General features: G+C 69.2%; 16 protein-coding genes. 4 read left to right on the top strand and 12 right to left on the bottom strand.

The window, feature by feature from the left end; all coding sequences use genetic code 11:
* Position 1 precedes the first annotated feature (1 nt).
* The 8 genes from IE239_RS13010 to IE239_RS12975 all read right to left on the bottom strand — a co-directional run bounded on the left by IE239_RS13010 (position 2) and on the right by IE239_RS12975 (position 7,625).
* Entirely contained in the window at positions 2-358 is a 357-nt protein-coding gene (locus tag IE239_RS13010; RefSeq protein WP_190149423.1) for a hypothetical protein, read from the bottom strand.
* Positions 351-851, bottom strand: a complete 501-nt coding sequence (locus IE239_RS13005) for a YbaB/EbfC family nucleoid-associated protein (RefSeq protein WP_190149507.1) — start codon at positions 849-851, stop codon at positions 351-353. The genes IE239_RS13010 and IE239_RS13005 overlap by 8 nt, the downstream gene beginning before the upstream one ends.
* A gap of 14 nt (positions 852-865) precedes the next feature.
* Positions 866-3,955, bottom strand: coding sequence for an AAWKG family protein (locus IE239_RS13000; protein WP_190149422.1), 3,090 nt, complete (start codon positions 3,953-3,955; stop codon positions 866-868).
* Positions 3,956-3,988: 33 nt separating this feature from the next.
* On the bottom strand, positions 3,989-4,450 hold the full coding sequence (locus IE239_RS12995; RefSeq protein ID WP_190149421.1) for a type VII secretion system-associated protein: 462 nt from the start codon (positions 4,448-4,450) through the stop codon (positions 3,989-3,991).
* A 97-nt stretch (positions 4,451-4,547) separates the two neighbouring features.
* Entirely contained in the window at positions 4,548-4,871 is a 324-nt protein-coding gene (locus IE239_RS12990) for a WXG100 family type VII secretion target (protein WP_190149420.1), read from the bottom strand.
* A gap of 46 nt (positions 4,872-4,917) precedes the next feature.
* A complete protein-coding gene (locus IE239_RS12985) occupies positions 4,918-5,259 on the bottom strand; it encodes a hypothetical protein (protein WP_190149419.1) in 342 nt (113 codons plus the stop codon).
* A gap of 538 nt (positions 5,260-5,797) precedes the next feature.
* Positions 5,798-6,310 (bottom strand): hypothetical protein, encoded by a 513-nt coding sequence (locus tag IE239_RS12980; protein WP_190149418.1) that lies wholly within the window; start codon positions 6,308-6,310, stop codon positions 5,798-5,800.
* Between the two features lie 175 nt (positions 6,311-6,485).
* The gene (locus IE239_RS12975) at positions 6,486-7,625 is read right to left on the bottom strand and encodes a PucR family transcriptional regulator (RefSeq protein ID WP_190149417.1); all 1,140 of its coding nucleotides are present in this window, start codon (positions 7,623-7,625) and stop codon (positions 6,486-6,488) included.
* An 86-nt stretch (positions 7,626-7,711) separates the two neighbouring features.
* Here IE239_RS12975 and IE239_RS12970 point away from each other — a divergent pair, with 86 nt between their 5' ends.
* A complete protein-coding gene (locus IE239_RS12970; protein ID WP_190149416.1) occupies positions 7,712-8,767 on the top strand; it encodes a ferredoxin reductase in 1,056 nt (351 codons plus the stop codon).
* A 7-nt stretch (positions 8,768-8,774) separates the two neighbouring features.
* The gene (locus IE239_RS12965; protein ID WP_190149415.1) at positions 8,775-9,893 is read left to right on the top strand and encodes a fatty acid desaturase family protein; all 1,119 of its coding nucleotides are present in this window, start codon (positions 8,775-8,777) and stop codon (positions 9,891-9,893) included.
* A gap of 616 nt (positions 9,894-10,509) precedes the next feature.
* On the opposite strand, the gene IE239_RS12960 is transcribed toward IE239_RS12965, so the two are convergent.
* The 4 genes from IE239_RS12960 to IE239_RS12945 form a co-directional block, all read right to left on the bottom strand.
* Positions 10,510-11,310, bottom strand: coding sequence for a serine hydrolase domain-containing protein (locus IE239_RS12960; RefSeq protein ID WP_229878062.1), 801 nt, complete (start codon positions 11,308-11,310; stop codon positions 10,510-10,512).
* A gap of 61 nt (positions 11,311-11,371) precedes the next feature.
* On the bottom strand, positions 11,372-12,376 hold the full coding sequence (locus tag IE239_RS12955; protein ID WP_190149413.1) for an HTTM domain-containing protein: 1,005 nt from the start codon (positions 12,374-12,376) through the stop codon (positions 11,372-11,374).
* On the bottom strand, positions 12,373-13,032 hold the full coding sequence (locus IE239_RS12950) for a DUF5819 family protein (protein ID WP_190149412.1): 660 nt from the start codon (positions 13,030-13,032) through the stop codon (positions 12,373-12,375). The genes IE239_RS12955 and IE239_RS12950 overlap by 4 nt, the downstream gene beginning before the upstream one ends.
* Positions 13,029-13,292: a hypothetical protein gene (locus tag IE239_RS12945; RefSeq protein WP_190149411.1), complete on the bottom strand. Its 264-nt coding sequence runs from the start codon at positions 13,290-13,292 to the stop codon at positions 13,029-13,031. Before IE239_RS12945 ends, IE239_RS12950 begins: the two co-directional genes overlap by 4 nt.
* 562 nt (positions 13,293-13,854) lie before the next feature.
* On the opposite strand from IE239_RS12945, the gene IE239_RS12940 reads away from it, so the two are divergent.
* Together IE239_RS12940 and IE239_RS12935 are read left to right on the top strand one after the other, a co-directional pair.
* Complete coding sequence (locus IE239_RS12940; protein ID WP_229878061.1) at positions 13,855-15,243, top strand: phytoene desaturase family protein; 1,389 nt, start codon at positions 13,855-13,857, stop codon at positions 15,241-15,243.
* A gap of 150 nt (positions 15,244-15,393) precedes the next feature.
* On the top strand, positions 15,394-15,681 hold the full coding sequence (locus IE239_RS12935; RefSeq protein WP_190149409.1) for a hypothetical protein: 288 nt from the start codon (positions 15,394-15,396) through the stop codon (positions 15,679-15,681).
* Positions 15,682-16,141 lie beyond the last annotated feature (460 nt).

Here is a 16,141-nt window from a genome sequence, read left to right as displayed (position 1 = left end):
GTCAGCTCTTTCTGCCGGTGCCGGTGCCGCCCGTGCCCCGTGACTGGTGGATCGCGTCGAGGTTCTCGCCCTGGGTCCGCAGGATGTTCCGCGCGTTCTCGAGACTGCCGTGGGAGACGGCGCCGATCGCGCCGGCCACCGCCTTCCCGGTGTCGGTCGTCGACGTCCGTTCCTTGTCCAGGTTCTTGCGCAGCGACCGGCCGTAGCTGTCGTCGCCCTCCCAGCCGCTCGTCGCCCGCGCCCCGTCGGCGAAGTCGCCGACGATGGAACCGGACATGGCGGCGATCTTGTTGATGAGCTCCGCCGCCCTGCGGACTTCGTCCGCGTTCGCGCTGTAGGAGCCACCGGTGTCAGACATCGTGCTCGCTCTCCCCGTCCTCGTGGATCTCGTCGCGCAGCCGGTTCCTGGACGGCGCGGATGCGGTGTGCGCGCCCTCCTGGACGCCGGGACCGAAGATCGCGGCCCAGTCGACGTCCACACCGGTCATCTCGGGCACGGCGTCGCTCGGCCGGGTGAAGGGCTCGAACGTCTCCATCACCTGCCGGGACATCTGCGTCCGGGCACGGTCCGCCGCCTCCAGGACGGCGGCGGCGAGGTCGCCGGCGCTCATGGTGCGGTACTTGCCGTCGAGGAACCTCAGTGCCGTCAGCTCGCCCTGGTGGCCGACCGTGACCTCGACGGCGCGGTCCTTGGAGCGCACGGTGCAGGAGGCGTGGCGCAGTTCCGCCTCCGCCTCGGCCACGGCCTGCTGGGTGGCTTCGAGTTCGGCCATCGCCCGGGCCAGCCGCTGCTCGATCGATGCCGCCGCCGCGGTCTCCCGGGGCGTGTCCCCGCCGTCGCCGTCGTTCATCGTCCTGTCTCCGCTCATCGTCCGATCACCGCCGGAGCGCCTCCCTCGTCCGTGCCCCACACGTCGTCGTCCTCGTCCGTCCCCCAGTTCGACCGCACGCGGTCGCCGGACTCCGTGGACCGGCCGCCCTGACCGCCGGCCGCGCCCACGGGGGCGTACGGGGTGGAGGTCGTGACGGGCCGTCCGCCCCTTGTGACGACGACGTTCTCCTCGTCGTCGGCCGCCGCGGCCCCCCGGGTCCTCGGCCGTCGGCGCAGTGCGGCGCCGTCGCCGTCGCCGAGCACCGAGCGGACGCGTTCACCGTTCGAGCCGCCGCCTCCGCCCCCGCCTCCGCCCATGCCGGGCATCCCGCCCATGCCGCCCATGCCGCCGAACGCCATGGGGTTCAGCGGCATGCCGCCGGTGGCCCCCTGACCGGCCGCGGAGTCGCCCGGGGAACCGGCCGCGTCACCCGTGGGCGCGCGGAGCGCGCCACCGTCGTACGGGGTGCTGTCGTACTCCTCGTAGGAGTCCTGTCCGGCCTCCCCGGCCGCGCCGGCGCCGGCTCCGCCGAGGCCGGCCAGATCCGGGTTGAGCGGTGTGGCCGCGAGCCCTCCGAAGTCGAGACCGGAGGTGTCGAAGTCGTGGTCGTCGCCGTAGTCGTGGCCCTGCTTGTCCGGGCCGGACGAACTCGGCGCGGGCAGACCGTCGTTCAGACCGGACGTACCGCCGCCCGAGGCGCCGCCCTTGCCCGGGGCGTCGGTTCCGGCGGATGATCCGTCCAGGTCGGTGGTGGTGACCTTTCCGTCGGGGTCGGTGGTGGTGACCGTCCCGTCGGGTCTGATCGTCTGGACCGACCCGTCCGGGTACTTCGTGGTCAGCGAGCCGTCCGGATTCAGGGCGGTCGTGCTGCCGTCGGGGTTGGTGAACGTCTTGCCGGGGGCGAGGGAGTCGGTGTGCTTCGTGCCGTCCGGCGAGGTGGTCGTGACCGTGCCCGCGGACGGATCGACGGTCTCCTTCGTACCGTCCGGGAAGGTCGTCGTCAGCGTGCCGTCCGGGTTCAGCTTCGTGGTGGAGCCGCTGGGCGTGGTGACCGTGCCCGGTGAGGGATTCAGCTGCGAGGAGTGGACGGAGCCGTCGGGGTCGGTGGTGGTGACCGTTCCGTCGGGTCTGATCGTCTGGACCGACCCGTCCGGGTACTTCGTGGTCAGCGAGCCGTCCGGATTCAGCACGGTGGTGCTGCCGTCGGGGTTGGTGACCGGCTTCCCCTGGCCCAGCTCGGTCGTGCTGATCTTCCCGTTGGCGGAGGTCGTGGTCATGAGCCCGGTGGAGGGGTTGAACGCCGTCACCGTGCCGTCGGGGTAGGTGGTGGTCAGGGTCCCGTCGGGGGAGCGGGTGGTTGTGCTGCCGTCGGGGTTTCTGACGGCGTCGCCGGTGCTCCCGTCCGACGTGTCCGTGCCGAGGCCGGGCAGGAGGTCGTTCAGTGGTGAGGTGACCGGCGGACGGCCTCCGTCCGCGGCGTTCCCCCGGCCGTCGCCTCCGCCGCCGAAGACGTCCCCCAGACTGTTGCCGAAGCCCTTCAGGCCCTCGTTCAGGCCGCTGACGTTGTCGCCGATGCCCTTGGTGACGTCTTCCAGGCCCTTGTTCATGCCCTGCCCGAAGTCGTTCAGCCCCTTGTTCATCCCCTGGCCGAAGTCGTTCAGCCCCTTGTTCAGCTCCTGACTGAAGCCCCCCAGCCCTTTGCCCATGTCACGGCTGAAGTCGTCCATGGACTTGTTCAGCTGCTTGCCGAAGTCACCGAGGCTGTTGAGGGTCTTGCTGAGGGAGTCGCCCTCCTTCGCGGCCTTCTCCTTCGCGAGTCGGGCCTCCTCCTTCTGGAACCTCTCGGTCGGTGTCTCGGTCGACCTGGTCCGCAGCGGGACGCCGACCGCCTTCGCGGCGTCCAGCCACTGATTGCTGAGATGCGCCAGGGCGTTGCGGGCGTCCTTCTCGACGTAGAAGTCCTGCCACTCCCGCCACTTCCTGACGGCCGTCTCGCCCAGCTTCTTCCAGGCCTCGTCCTTGTTGAGGTCGCCGTACACGGGGTGGACCTGGTGGAAGCCGGCTCCGGTGTGAAAGATCGGCGGAAGGAGCGAGTGCTGGGGGCCGGTCCCGCCGGCCGTCATGAGCACCTTGGTGAGGTTGTTGGTGATCAACCATCCGACCAGGTCGTCCAGCAGGGTCACCACCACGCGGTGCGGGTCGTGCCAGTCGGAGTCGGCCCAGTCCTGCCAGGCGCGTTCCAGCACCTTCGCCTGGGCGAGGAGGTTGCGCTGCGCGACCGTGACCGCGTGACCGGGCCTGGACGTGGGCCGGTAACCGTCGACCGTGAGGTGTGCGCCCTGGTAGTCCCGGCCCCCGAGCTGGTCGGCATAGCCGTCGTAGTTCTTGTGCAGCTGTTCGATCAGCCCGCGGAAGACCCCGGCGGCCTTTCCGCGCCAGGCGGCCTGCTCCGACCCCAGGGCCTTGTTCCACTGCTCCAGCGTCGCCGCCTGACGCACGAAGAAGTCCTTCGTACGGTCGAACGACTGCGCCGTGCGGGTGAACGAGCGCAGATCGACCGCGCTGCTGTCCGCCACGGACTGCCCGGCGTAGGTGAAGTCCTTGGTGCTGTGCTGGCCCGTGAGCGCCCCCAGCGCTCTGCGGCCTCCGAAGATGTACTGGGCCATGGCGGAGGCGTCCCACTGTTTGCCCCCGATGCCGGTGAACGTGTTGTTGTCACTCCACTGGTCGCCCAGAGGGTCCTTGTTCTCGCCGAAGAACGTGGCCCGGCCGTTCGCGTCGGCCAGGACGCCGATCAACACGATCCGGACCCGTCGCATCTTCACGCCGCCGTGCGCGCCGTCCCCGCCCGAGGAGGTGTAGAAGACGACGTCGTAGTCCTCGCCCGAGCGGACGTTCCGGCCGTATTCGCCCGGATGCACCTGCCTCACCGGCAGGGTCTCGATCCCGTGCCGGTAGAGGGGGACGTCCTTGTCGCTCTTGAGCTTCTCGAACAGCTCGTTGCGGTTGGGCAAGGGGTACCCGGTGAACAGGGAGACGGCCCTGGACCAGTAGTCGTCGTCGACGGATGTGCTGTCAGCCACTGCGGGAGACTCCCGGGATGAGGAGGGGACGGCTCAGGAGCGGGAGGACGAAGCGTCGGCCAGGTCGGCCTCGATGTCCGAGAAGACGTCGAGCAGCTTCTCCCCCTCGACGGCGGCCAGACTGGCGGCCTGGTCGCGCAGCAGCGTGTCGACGGTCGTCTGCAGGTTGCTCTCGATGTCCTTGAACAGGGTCTGCTGTGCCGTCAGAACCTTGTCGACGGCCTGGGCGGCCTTCGTCAGCCCCTCGACGAGGGCCTTGCCGTGCGTCAGTTCGTCACCGCTCATGGTGCCGATGGCGAGGACCGGGTTCTGGTTCAGCGTCTCGGCGGTGGTGCGCCCCTCCACCAGACTGCTGAGCGAGGGAACGGAAAGGGTCGTCCCGGACTTCGGTGCGTCCGCACGGATCACCTTCAGCGCCTTGCTGAACTCGGCCACCTCTTCGATGAACCTTTTCAGTTCCTTGGCGTCGAGGTGCGTCAGATCGAGATCGGTCACTGTCTGTCTCCTGAGTGCGTGCCCGCCGCCCGGAACGGGGGCCGGGCGGCGGGCGGTGGCGCGAACGCGGGGGATCGCTCGCGCCGGCCGGGGTGGCTCAGCGGCCGATGGTGACGTCGGACCACATCTGGGACAGGGAGTTCTCGCTGTACTTGTAGTTGTCGGAGATGTCCGTCAGCAGACCGGCGTGCGAGATCAGCAGCTGTTCCATGTTCCGCACGGCCTGGTCCCACATGGCCTGCTTCTGCCGGTACACGTCCGCGTCGGCGCCGTACCAGGTGTTCTTCAGCTCGTTGAGTTCCGCTTCCAGGTTGGCCAGGGTGGTGGCGATCGCCTTCGTCTGGCCGACCATGTCGTCCGCCGCGTTCTGCACATGGGAGTAGGCGACGTAGATGTATCCGTCGGTGAGGTTGTCGCTCATCACTCGTCTCGTCTCGGTCGTCGGTGCGGGAGGGTCGGCGGGCGGATCAGGAGCCGTTGAGCTGCTGGAAGATCCCCTCCGAGGTGTGGGAGGCCTGGACGATGGCCTCCCCCGCGGAGGTCTGGGTCTGCTGGTGCTGCTTCATGCTCAGTTCGAGCGCGACGACCATCTCCTGGAGGTTCTTCTGGATGACGCCGCACTGCTCGTCCCACAGCCGCAGCAGCTCGCCGAACTGCCCTCCGTCACTGCCCTTGTACGCCGCGGAGAGGCCGCCGCGTGTGGCGTCCACATCCTGACGGCACCGCGTGACGCCGTTACGGGCGGACTCCAGAGCCTGGATGCCGTTCCGGGTCGACTGTGCGCTCGACTGCTGTCCGCCGCCTGCCATGGGCCTGCTCCTGGGGTGATGAGTCACTGGGAGGGAACGGCATGAGATTAGAGCCCAACTCCTCAGTAGCTTCCGCCTGTTGAGCAAGTTCTGAGCTTTCGCCCCTTAAACGACCTGCACTTTCTTCCGTCTCCCGGGAACCACCGGCCCGCCCGTGCCCCACCGAGACGGTTCACGGCATCGAGAGGTCGGCGGGACGGGGCTCGGCGGGATGCCGTGAGGCTCGGCGGGGCAGGGCTCGGCAGGACGCCGTGAGGCTCGGCGGGCGGGCTCAGCGGCCGCCGCCGGTCAACTGTGCGGTGGATGCTGAACGTCCTCGGCACGGGAGCCTCCCTCACACCCGGCCTGCCGCACCGTCAGGCCGCTGGGCGGAGTCGCCGGCCGGCCACGGCGGCGAGCCGATGCCGCCGCGCTCCGCCACGGCCTCTCACGGCGCGCCCTGACGGCCGCCGCGCCCGCACGAACGACGTCGCCGAGCCGATCGCCTGCCCCCTCGCCGGACTCGCCACAGCTGAGTTGAGCCGAGCAGGCTACCGGCTCATGACCTGCGGTCCTCGGTGTCCGCCTGCCCGGGCGTGGTCCAGCCGTGCTGAACCCCGTACGGCTCCCGGTCGTCCGTCCTGTTCACCTCGGGGGTGTCGAAGCCCTGGGTCAGGACCAGACTGCGCAGGGTGTTGTACCCGAGCAGGACGGCCGCGGCCCCGGTGAGGAACAAGCCGAACAGGTCGTCGTACCCCAGGCCGTCACCGGTGCGCACCACCTGCACGAAGCCCCAGCCGCTCAACACGGCCAGCAGGGCCCACACCGGCCACAACAGCCGGTGCGTGCGCCGCCGCTGCCGTATGTCGGCAGTGGACCGGAGCACCACCCGCAGCCGCGCATCGCAGTGCTCGCAGAACACGCTCGTCTCGCTGGGCCGTTCGGCGAACCGGTCCAGGCTGCCCACCCCCGCGTTGACCAACGTCGCCGTCCGTGTGCTGTCACCGACGCGCAGCGTGACGTAGGTGTGCGTGATGCTGTACCGGACTCCCTCCGAGATCTCGCTCCCCACAGCGCCTCCCCTCTCCCCCGGCTCCAGCCGGTTCCTTCCCGTTCTCGACAGTTCACACCCGTGGGCGACAGGGACGGTTCCGGTGGGCGACAGGGAGGGGCCCGGTGGGCAGAAAGGCAGGCCGGCGAGGCTGAGGCACGATTCCCGGACCGCTCGCGGACGGCCGAAGAACGCGTCAGCCGACGGGAAGGCCGACCGCCAGCGTCAGTTCGAGGATCCGGTGCGGCGACCCGAGATCCGGAAACAGCTCCCGCAGCTGCGACACCCGGTACCGGACGGTCTGGGGGTGGACGAACAACGCCGCCGCCACCTCGTTCCGCCTGCCGTGGTGCAGCAGCCATGCCCGCAACGTCTCCTCCAGCCGCCGCGCGGTCGCGGCAGGCACGGTCCGCAGCGGTGCGAGGGCTCGGGCACGCAGGTCCGCGAACGCGTCCGCGTCGGCGCTGAGCACCAGCTCGGGCAGGTGGTTCTCGGTGTCGCGGATATCGGCGGAGAGGGCCCGCGCGCGTACGGCCCGTGCGTACGAGGCGGACGCACGCGTCCACGGCCGGGCCGGGCCGACCACCGCGGTGCGGTCGGTCAGCTGCCTCAGGAGATGCGATCGGTCGGCATCGGGGACGAGCAGCACGCCGAGGGCGTCCGGCAGATCGTCGAGGACGAGGGTGCTCGGGTCGAGCGTGCGGTAGGCGGGCCGGGCCTGGGCGGCGGGCAGCAGGACCGCGGTCAGCGAGACCGAGGGCTGCCACCCGGCCCGCTGAGCAGAGGCCAGCAGCACGTCCGGGCTCGCGCCGGCGAGAAGGTCGCGGACCAGTTGTTCGAGGTGGCGCTCATGAGCCCTGCCCCGGGCGGCCAGCTCGTCGGCGTGGCCCGCGGCGCTCGCGGCGGAGAGCTCGTCGATGTAGGCGAAGGTCAGCTCGGCGAACTTGGCGACCTCGGCGGCGGGCAGACCTGCGGGCACGGCGCCCGCGGCCAGGCATCGCCAGGCCACGCGGGCGCCGACGCGGTAGGCGCTGAGCAGAGCGTCCATCGACCGGCCGTCGCGCACTTCGCCGCGGCCCAGCTCGTAGGCTGCGTCACCGGCGTCGCCGCCCGTGGCGTTCCCGCTCGCGAGGTCCAGGTAGTGTCCCAGCGCGGTGCGGACGGCTCGGCGGATGGTGCCGCCCATGTGTCCCGAAAGAGCGTTGGCGTAGGGAGGGACCTCGTCGATGATCGCCTGGACCACCTCGTCGGCGGTGGTCCTCAGCGCGGCCCGAAGTGCGGTGACCGTCGTCTCATCCAGGGCCAGTTCGGTGGCCTTCCGGATTACATGGCTCATTTTCTGTTCCTTGCGAACAATTCCGCCGAGCAGATTTACGTCCTACGGACAGGACTTTACGCCTCGAGGCACATCAAGCTGGAGTCATGACGAGTACAGCCCTCCGCAGCAGGGCGTGGAAACTGCTGGAGATGGTCACGACGCCGGTGCTGCCGTCGGACTACCTCGACCTGGTCAGCCCGCTGCGCGCGGGCGCCGACCTGCGTGGGCGCATCGAGGCCGTGCACCCCGAGACGGATGACGCGGCGACCGTCGTGATCAGGCCGGGGCGGGGCTGGCGCGGCCACACAGCGGGTCAGTACGTGCGGATCGGGGTCGACGTCGACGGAGTGCGCCTGTGGCGCGCCTACTCGCTCACCTCCCCGACCGACCGCCAGGACGGCCGCGTCACGATCACCGTGAAGGCGATCCCGGACGGCAAGGTCAGCAACCACCTGGTCCGCAGAGCGAAGCCGGGCACGCTGATCCAGCTCGACCAGGCGACCGGTGACTTCGTGCTGCCGCAGGCCAAGCCCGCCAAGGTGCTCTTCCTGACCGCCGGCAGCGGCATCACGCCGGTGATGGGCATGCTGCGCGACACCGAGTTCGACGACGTCGTCATGGTCCACTCCGCGCCACAGCCGCAGGACGTGATCTTCCGCGACGATCTGCACGCCCTGGTCGCGGACCGGAAGCTGCGTCTGACCGAGCTGCACACCGACACGGACGGCATGCTCGACATCACCCGTCTCGACGAACTCGTGCCGGACTGGGCCGAGCGCGAGACCTGGGCCTGCGGGCCCGCGGGCCTGCTCGACGCCGCCGAAGAGCACTGGACCGGGCGCGGCGTCCGAGAGCGCCTGCACACCGAACGCTTCCGCCCCGCCATCGTCGTCACCGGCGACGGTGGCGAGGTCACGTTCAGCACCACCGGCAAGACCGTCGACGCGGACGGCGCCACGCCGTTGCTGGACGTCGGCGAGGAGGCCGGCGTGCTCATGCCGTCCGGATGCCGCATGGGCATCTGCTTCGGCTGCGTCACGCCGCTCAAGGCGGGCGCCGTCCGCGACCTGCGCACCGGCGAGATCACCGAGGCCGAGCCGGGCGTCCTCATCCAGACCTGCGTGTCCGCCGCGGCGGGTCACTGCGCCATCGAACGGTAGGAGCACCTTGACCGCCATCGACCCCACCGCCCACCTGACCGCCGAGCAGATCGAGGAGCTCGGCCGCGAGCTGGACGCGATCCGCGACGAGGTGATCGCCGACCGCGGCGAGAAGGACGCCGCCTACATCCGCAAGGTCATCTCGGCGCAGCGCAAGCTCGAGCTGGTCAGCAGGGGCGTGCTGCTGTTCTCGATCTTCCCGCCCGCGTGGCTGATCGGCACCGCCGGTCTGTCCGTGGCGAAGATCATGGACAACATGGAGATCGGCCACAACGTCCTGCACGGCCAGTGGGACTGGATGCGGGACCCGAAGATCCACTCCACCACCTGGGACTGGGATCACGTCTCGCCGGCCGAGCAGTGGAAGCACTCGCACAACGAGCTGCACCACACGTACACCAACGTGATCGGCAAGGACAACGACCTCGGCTACGGCATCATGCGCGTCGACGAGGACCAGAAGTGGCACCCGTTCCACCTCGGCCAGCCGCTGTGGAACTTCATCAACGCCTGCTTCTTCGAGTACGGCATCGCGGCGTACGACCTGGAGCTCGGCAAGAACCTGCACAAGCGCCGCCGCAAGGACCCGGAGTTCCGCGCGCGGGCCAGGGCCGTGGGCCGCAAGATCCGCAAGCAGGTGCTCAAGGACTACGTGATCCACCCCGTGCTGTCGGGCCCGTCGTTCCTCACCACGCTCGCCGCCACGTTCACCGCGAACCTGGTCCGCAACGTCTGGTCCCACTCGGTGATCATGTGCGGGCACTTCCCCGAGGGCGTGCAGGTCTTCGAGCGCCGGTCGATCAAGGGCGAGACGCGCGGCCAGTGGTACCTGCGCCAGATGCTGGGCTCGGCGAACATCAGCGGCAGCAAGGCCATGCACTTCATGACCGGCAACCTGTCGCACCAGATCGAGCACCACCTGTTCCCGGACCTGCCGAGCAACCGGTACGCCGAGGTCGCGGTGAAGGTGCGCGCGTTGTTCGAGAAGTACGAGCTGCAGTACGTCACCGGGCCGCTGCCCAAGCAGGTGTTCTCCGCGTGGCACAAGGTCTTCCGGCTCTCGCTGCCCAACAAGAAGCCCAAGCTCAAGGTGCCGGACCGCGAGCAAGAACTCGTCGCGGCCTGATTCCCGCCGCTGGTTCAGGTCTTTCGGCCGTCCCGGCGCCACCGCCGTTCCGGTGAATCCGTTGCCGACGGCGGGCGACCGCGACGGCAGACCGTACGACACGGGCTCCGGACCGGCCCGGAGCCCGGCCGCGCCGCCACCGGGGTGCGCCAAGAGCCCGGCTCACAGCCCCCGGCAAGCGCACCCGGCAAGGCGGCGGGGTGCGCCGGCCCGCCATGGCCGGGCCGGTGGCCGGACGCCTGCACGCACTCGGCTCGCCGACGGCCGGGCCGGGCCGGGCCGGGTGCGAAACGCGGCCGTGGCGGCGATGGTGATGAGCCGCCCGGCACCCTGCGCCCTGCGCCCGGAGGACCACGGAGCCGTCTTCGGCATCCGAACCCGAGACCTGGGCATGACGAGGACTGCCGCGATCGGGATGGGCAGTGCCGACTCGTGCCGCGCGGCGCTGTTCCGCAGACCAGCGCCGCGCGGCACGTTGCCGCGTCCGGCGCGCGATGGCTTTGTGCCGCACCCTCCGCTCACACACCGCTCGCACACCGCTCATACACGGCTCACGCAGACCGAACCGCGCACCGCAGTGAGGTTCCCCGGTGTGCGGAAGGCGGAAGCCGCTGCTTCATCCGCCTTCCTCGGCCGCTGCGCGGAGTTCGTCGATTCCCGCCGCATCCGTGTCCTCGGTGGATCCGGAGAGGCGATGAACCACGACCCAGCGGCCGTCGGGCAACGCACCGGCGAAGACCCTGGATTTTCGGGTGGCGCCGTTGTGGAAGGTCAGCGGCAGATCTCCGACCCGGCGCCAGGTGAGCGCCGGCTCACCGAGGGTCTTGTCGACGAGCAGTCCGGTGAGCAGACGGGCGGTTGTGCGCGTGCTGGCCCACATGCCACCCGCGGGCAGGATGGCTCCGGTCAAGTCCCATGGCTTCACGGGGCGGCCGAACCAGCCCGACGCCAGCAGACGCCGGTCCGCGGGTGGTCTGGCGGTCACCGACCCCGCGGGCAAGCCGAGAGGCGCGAGCACATGATCGCCGACCAGTTCCTCGTAGTCCTGGCCGGCAGCCGAGACGAGTGCGGCGCCGAGCACGGCGTACCCGGCGTTGGAATACTCCTCGCGCTCACCCGGGCTCGCGGTCACCACACTGTCGAGACGACCCACGAACTGTTCGAGCTGAGTCTGTGTGAAGTCCCGGTACGGGTTGAACAGGCCCGTGTCAGGAGGCAGCCGCGGAAGGCCGGAGGTGTGGTCGGCGAGGTGTCGCAGGGTGACACCGGTCCCTGCCGGCGCGTTCAGCCACCGTTCGACCGGATCGTCGAGGGAGACGACGCGCTTCTCGGCGAGCACGGCCAGGACGGTTCCGGTCAGGACCTTGGTGAACGAGCCGAGCTCCACGTACGCGTCGGGATCATGCCCGCCGGTCACACGAGGAGCGTCGAGGTGACTGCCGATGACGCAGGTGGGAGGACGTCGCACGGAGAGCCTTTCAGTCGGCGGAAGCGGCCGCTACCGGCTCGCGGTGGTGTGCCGCACTGCTTCCGGCGCCGTCGGCCGCTGCTCTCTCCTTGCGGCGTGCGCTCAGCTTTCGCGCCGCCTGCAGTGCACGGGACAGTTCCGGTGACAGGAAGACGAGGTCACACGCGATCATCGTCAAGGCGAATCCGGTGAGACCCATGAACAGGCCGATGGAGAGGTGGAAACCGATGGATGCGGCAGCCGCCCATGGGCGCAGGGACCGTACCAGGACCCCCATGGGGAAATAGACGAGAAAGAGGACGGTCGCATAGGTGCCGAGGTACACCAACAGATCGTTGTTGTAAACGAAGTGCGAAATGCCGGGGAGTTCGAATTCCGGTACCCGCATGATGTAGAAGAGAGCGGTTCCGTCCTGCCACGCCTGCCCCTGCACCTTGTAAAGCCCGCTGACCATGTAGACCATGCACATCTGCACCGCGATCGCGATGACGCCCAGGTTGTGCAGCGGGGCTCCGACGGCTCGCAGAGCCATGGGGACACGCTGCAGCACCCGTTGCCCCAGCGGAGAGCGCAGGGAGAAATGGTCGTAGCAGCGCGTGAGAAGCAGCATCGGGACGACGAGCTGCATGAGGTTGTCGCCGCCGTCCATGAGCGCCGACTGCCTTTGGTAGAGCGACCAGAGCAATACGGCGTGCAGCGCCAGGACGGGACGTCCCCCGATACCCAGCGTGACAGCCAGAGCGGCGATCAGTCCGAGGTGGAACAACACCTCGAACGCGACCGGTGAGTTGCTCCACGCATAGACGCTGAGACTCCCCGAGTCCTGCAACTCGTCGAGGAAGAGGTGGTAGGGCAGCAGCGTGTCGTTCCCGGGGCCGAAGAGGTAGCGCCGGTCCCCGTACTGGCTGACATAGAACATGAGGCCGACGAACCCCAGTAACGCGCGGGTTCCCGACACACCCAGGACCGCGACAGGGCGGCTGGCCCAGATGTCGATCTTGTCCGATATTTTCACTGCAGATCAGCAGCTTTCTTCCATGGAAAGTCGTAGGCGTCGACCTTGTCGCGGGCGTGGGCGTTGTTCCTCTGCGACCAAGGCGGGAGAGTCCGGACGTACATCCGGACCTGCACCGCCTGAAGACTTCGGCCGTCCGCGCACGCCTGAGTCATCTGAGTCATCGCATACCTCGACAGGTAGTTCACCGCTTGGTCGCGGGTGCGTTTCTCGTACGGCAGCAGCGGAATGGGGTTCTTTCCCGGCTTCTTCGCCTTCCCCTTTTCCTTCTGCTCGCGGAGGCGCCTCAGCAGGTCGTCGGTCGAGTTGTACTGCTGGATGCCGTTGCTCACGACCCGGGACATCCTCGCGGGAAAGAACCTGTCGTTCTGGACCCTCTGGATGGTCGGGCCCGTCACGTCGTAGTACTCCGTGACCTCACCGTCGCTGCAGCGGCCCCGCGCGATGACCCCCTGGTCGACCATCACCGGATCCGGGGCGAAGAGCATCCAGTTCTGCGAGAAGTACGGCTGGAGATAGGCGTTCAGGAGCGGCGCCAATTGCACCTTGGCAGGACTCAGCGGCGTCTGGGAGAAGGCCGCAATGGAGAAGTGGGCACCCAGGAGGGCGGCACCGGCAAGCAGTACCGCCCTCTGGACGCGACGAGTCGCCGTCACCTATCGAACGCGGTCGCACTGGAGACGCCGCTGGCGATTCTGGCCGGCTCGCTGAACACTCCGCCGAGGCTCAGGTTGTCCGTCAGCGCTCCCACGGCGTGCCCCACGGAAGGGCAGGCAGCCCTGGCGTGCACGGCCGCTCGGGCGGCCGCCCGGCCGACCGCGCTTGCCGCGGCCTTGGGCGCGACGGCCTCACCCTTGCTGACGGCCGCCTTCTCGGCCACCGGCGCCACAGGCGTGGCCTGGGCCGAGCCCTGCATGGTCAGTGCAAGGCACGTGCCCGCGACAGCGGCACCGATAACGGCACCGACAGTTCGCTTCTGCATTGTTCCCCATTTCGTTTTTCCGGTCATTGCACAGCCCCCACGGTTCCCGGATCCCCTCGGCGCCTCTGGATGAGAGCACCACTGATCACCGGGGATGTTCCCCCGCGTCCAGGGCTGGAGTCAGCTGCATTGCAACCGTTCGGAGCGAACAAAGCCCAACATCTAGAAAGTCAGGCCTCTGGTCGCGTTCGCTCCTGACATCCAACTTAGCGTGTTCATGATCGCGGGACAAGTGATTATTTCCGGGGCCCCGTAATGCGCCAACCGATAGTTTCCGAGCGAACAGGACAAAAGAAACCAAGGGGCCCACCACCACATCTTGCTGAGCCATGGCGTTTCATGTTGCCTTGTGTCGCCTATTGGGCGAGCCGTCGGGCAGGTCACATGTCGGCCGACCTGCGAGACGGCACTTGCCGACGAAAGGGAACAGCCGGTGACGAAAGCGGACGTAACAATCGTGGGGACGGGCCCGAACGGGCTGGCGGCCGCAGTCGTCATGGCCCGCGCTGGATTGCAGGTGCAACTTTTTGACGGACACCATGAGATCGGCGGAGGCCTGCGCACCACATCGCTGTTCGACACTGACATCACGCACGACGTGTGCGCGGCCGTCCACCCCATGGCAGCCGCGTCGCGGTTCTTCCGGGAGTTCGATCTGCCCTCGCGCGGGGTGCGCCTGTGTCTGCCGGAGGTCAGCTACGCCCACCCGCTGCCCGACGGCACGGCCGCCCTGGCTCACCACGACCTGGAGACGACCTGTGCTCGGCTGGGGGCGGACGGCGAATCCTGGCGACGCCTGATGACTCCACTGCTGGAGCACAGCTCCGCCGTGGTCGACCTCGCTCTTTCCCACCAGCGCGCCGTCCCCCGGGACCTGCTCGTCGCAGTCCGGTTCGCTGCGCGGACTCTCGCGCTCGGCACTCGGCTGGGAAGGCGGACTCTGACCACCGAAGCCGGCAAGGCCCTGTTGACCGGTGTCGCGGCACACGCGGTGGGACGACTGCCGAGTCTCGCCTCGGGCGCGATCGCACTCCTGCTGGGGCACCTCGCCCACGGCAGCGGCTGGCCCCTTCCCGAGGGCGGCAGCAGCCGCATCGCCGAGGCACTGGCCGCGGACATCACCGCGCACGGTGGCGTCTTCCACACCGGATGCAGGATCGATGATCTGCGGCAACTACGGGAATCGAAGGCGGTGCTGTTCGACACCGCCCCGAAAGGCCTTCTCCAGGCCGCCGGCGACCTGCTCCCCGCCCGTTACGCCGGCCACCTCTCCCGTTTCCGCCACGGCCCCGGGGCCGCCAAGGCGGACTTCCTCGTCAACGCTCCCATCCCCTGGAAGGATCCTGACGTAGGCCTGGCAGGCACCGTGCACCTCGGCGGGACACAGGCGCAGATACGTCACCAGGAAGGCCTCACCGCCGCAGGCATCGCCGCACCGGAGCCCTTCGTCCTGGTCGTCGACCCCGCCGTGACCGACCCGACTCGGGCCAGGGGCGGAAAGCGGCCGGTGTGGGCCTACGCCCACGTACCGAACGGGAGCTCCCAGGACCCCATGCCCCTGGTGCAGGCACGTATCGAACAGTACGCGCCGGGCTTCACGGACACCGTCGTCGCCGGCCGCGGTATCAGCGCCCGCGACTACGAGGCCTACAACCCCAACTACGTCGGCGGGGACATCAACGGCGGTGCTGTGACCCTGAAGCAGAGCGTGCTCCGCCCGGCCCCCCGGGTGGATCCCTACCGCACGCCGCTCCGTGGCGTGTACCTGTGCTCCGCGTCCACACCGCCAGGACCTGGCGTGCACGGCATGTCCGGTTACCTGGCCGCCCGTTCCGCGCTGAGACACGAATTCGGCATTCACACGGCACCGAGCCTCGCCCCCTGACCGGAGCGCCCGCCCCCGTCCATGGGGCGGCGGGCACGACAGACCGCAGAGGTCCCTCGTACACAACCTGTGCGACCTGGGCATGTCGCTCACTTCCCCGGGCCCGGGCCCGGCACGACCACGGACCGTGAATGCGTTAATGTGCGAGCCATGACGGCTGATGAGCGTGAACACCCTGGCAACGAGCAGGAGTTGGCGGAGACTCCTTGGAGCTGGGGGGGCTTGGGCCCGGTCGGCGGGTTCCTCCTGACGCTCTCCGGAATCGGTCTGCTGCTGTGGGGTTTCCTGGGCCGGACGAGCACCGGCCCTTCGCTGATCTACCAGGCCGCGAAGGTCGTGGCGGTCGGTCTGGTGATCACCGGCACCACCCTGATGGCCCGCCGACGCGGCTCCTCACGACGCCCCGACGCAGAGACCGAGTCCGCTCCGCGGTCGTGACACGTACCGGTCCGAGCCGGAGATCCGGCTCGCACCGACGGTGCCCTTGCAGCAGCTGTCCACAGTCGGGCCGGACCCCTCACAAGGCCACCAGGAAGACAGCCGACGGCAAGCGCGGCGCCGGCCTCCGGGCAGCAGGACCGCACGCCCTGACGGGGCCACCGACGTCCTTGCCTTCCTGACCGAGGACCAACTCACCAAGCTCGAAGGCGTCCGCCCCAAGGCCGCCGACTCACGGCCGTCCGCCACCGTCAGGATCGTGGGCGCGCTGAGGGAGGTGAACGACACTTCCTTCAGCGGCCCGAGCAGCGCACGGCCCCCGGCGTCGGCGCCGCGTGACCGTCGGTCATGCCCAGGGCGTTGACGCCCTCCCCTGCCCGAGGGCAGGAGATTCCGGTCCGTACCGCTACGCGGTACCACCTCGGGTTCCTGTTTCACGGGCCACTGCCGACCGGTGAGG

The sequence above is a fragment of the Streptomyces humidus genome (assembly GCF_014649655.1).
Taxonomy (GTDB): domain Bacteria; phylum Actinomycetota; class Actinomycetes; order Streptomycetales; family Streptomycetaceae; genus Streptomyces; species Streptomyces humidus.
Note: the sequence above shows the minus strand (reverse complement) of the source record. Positions and strands in the feature narration are given on the sequence as shown.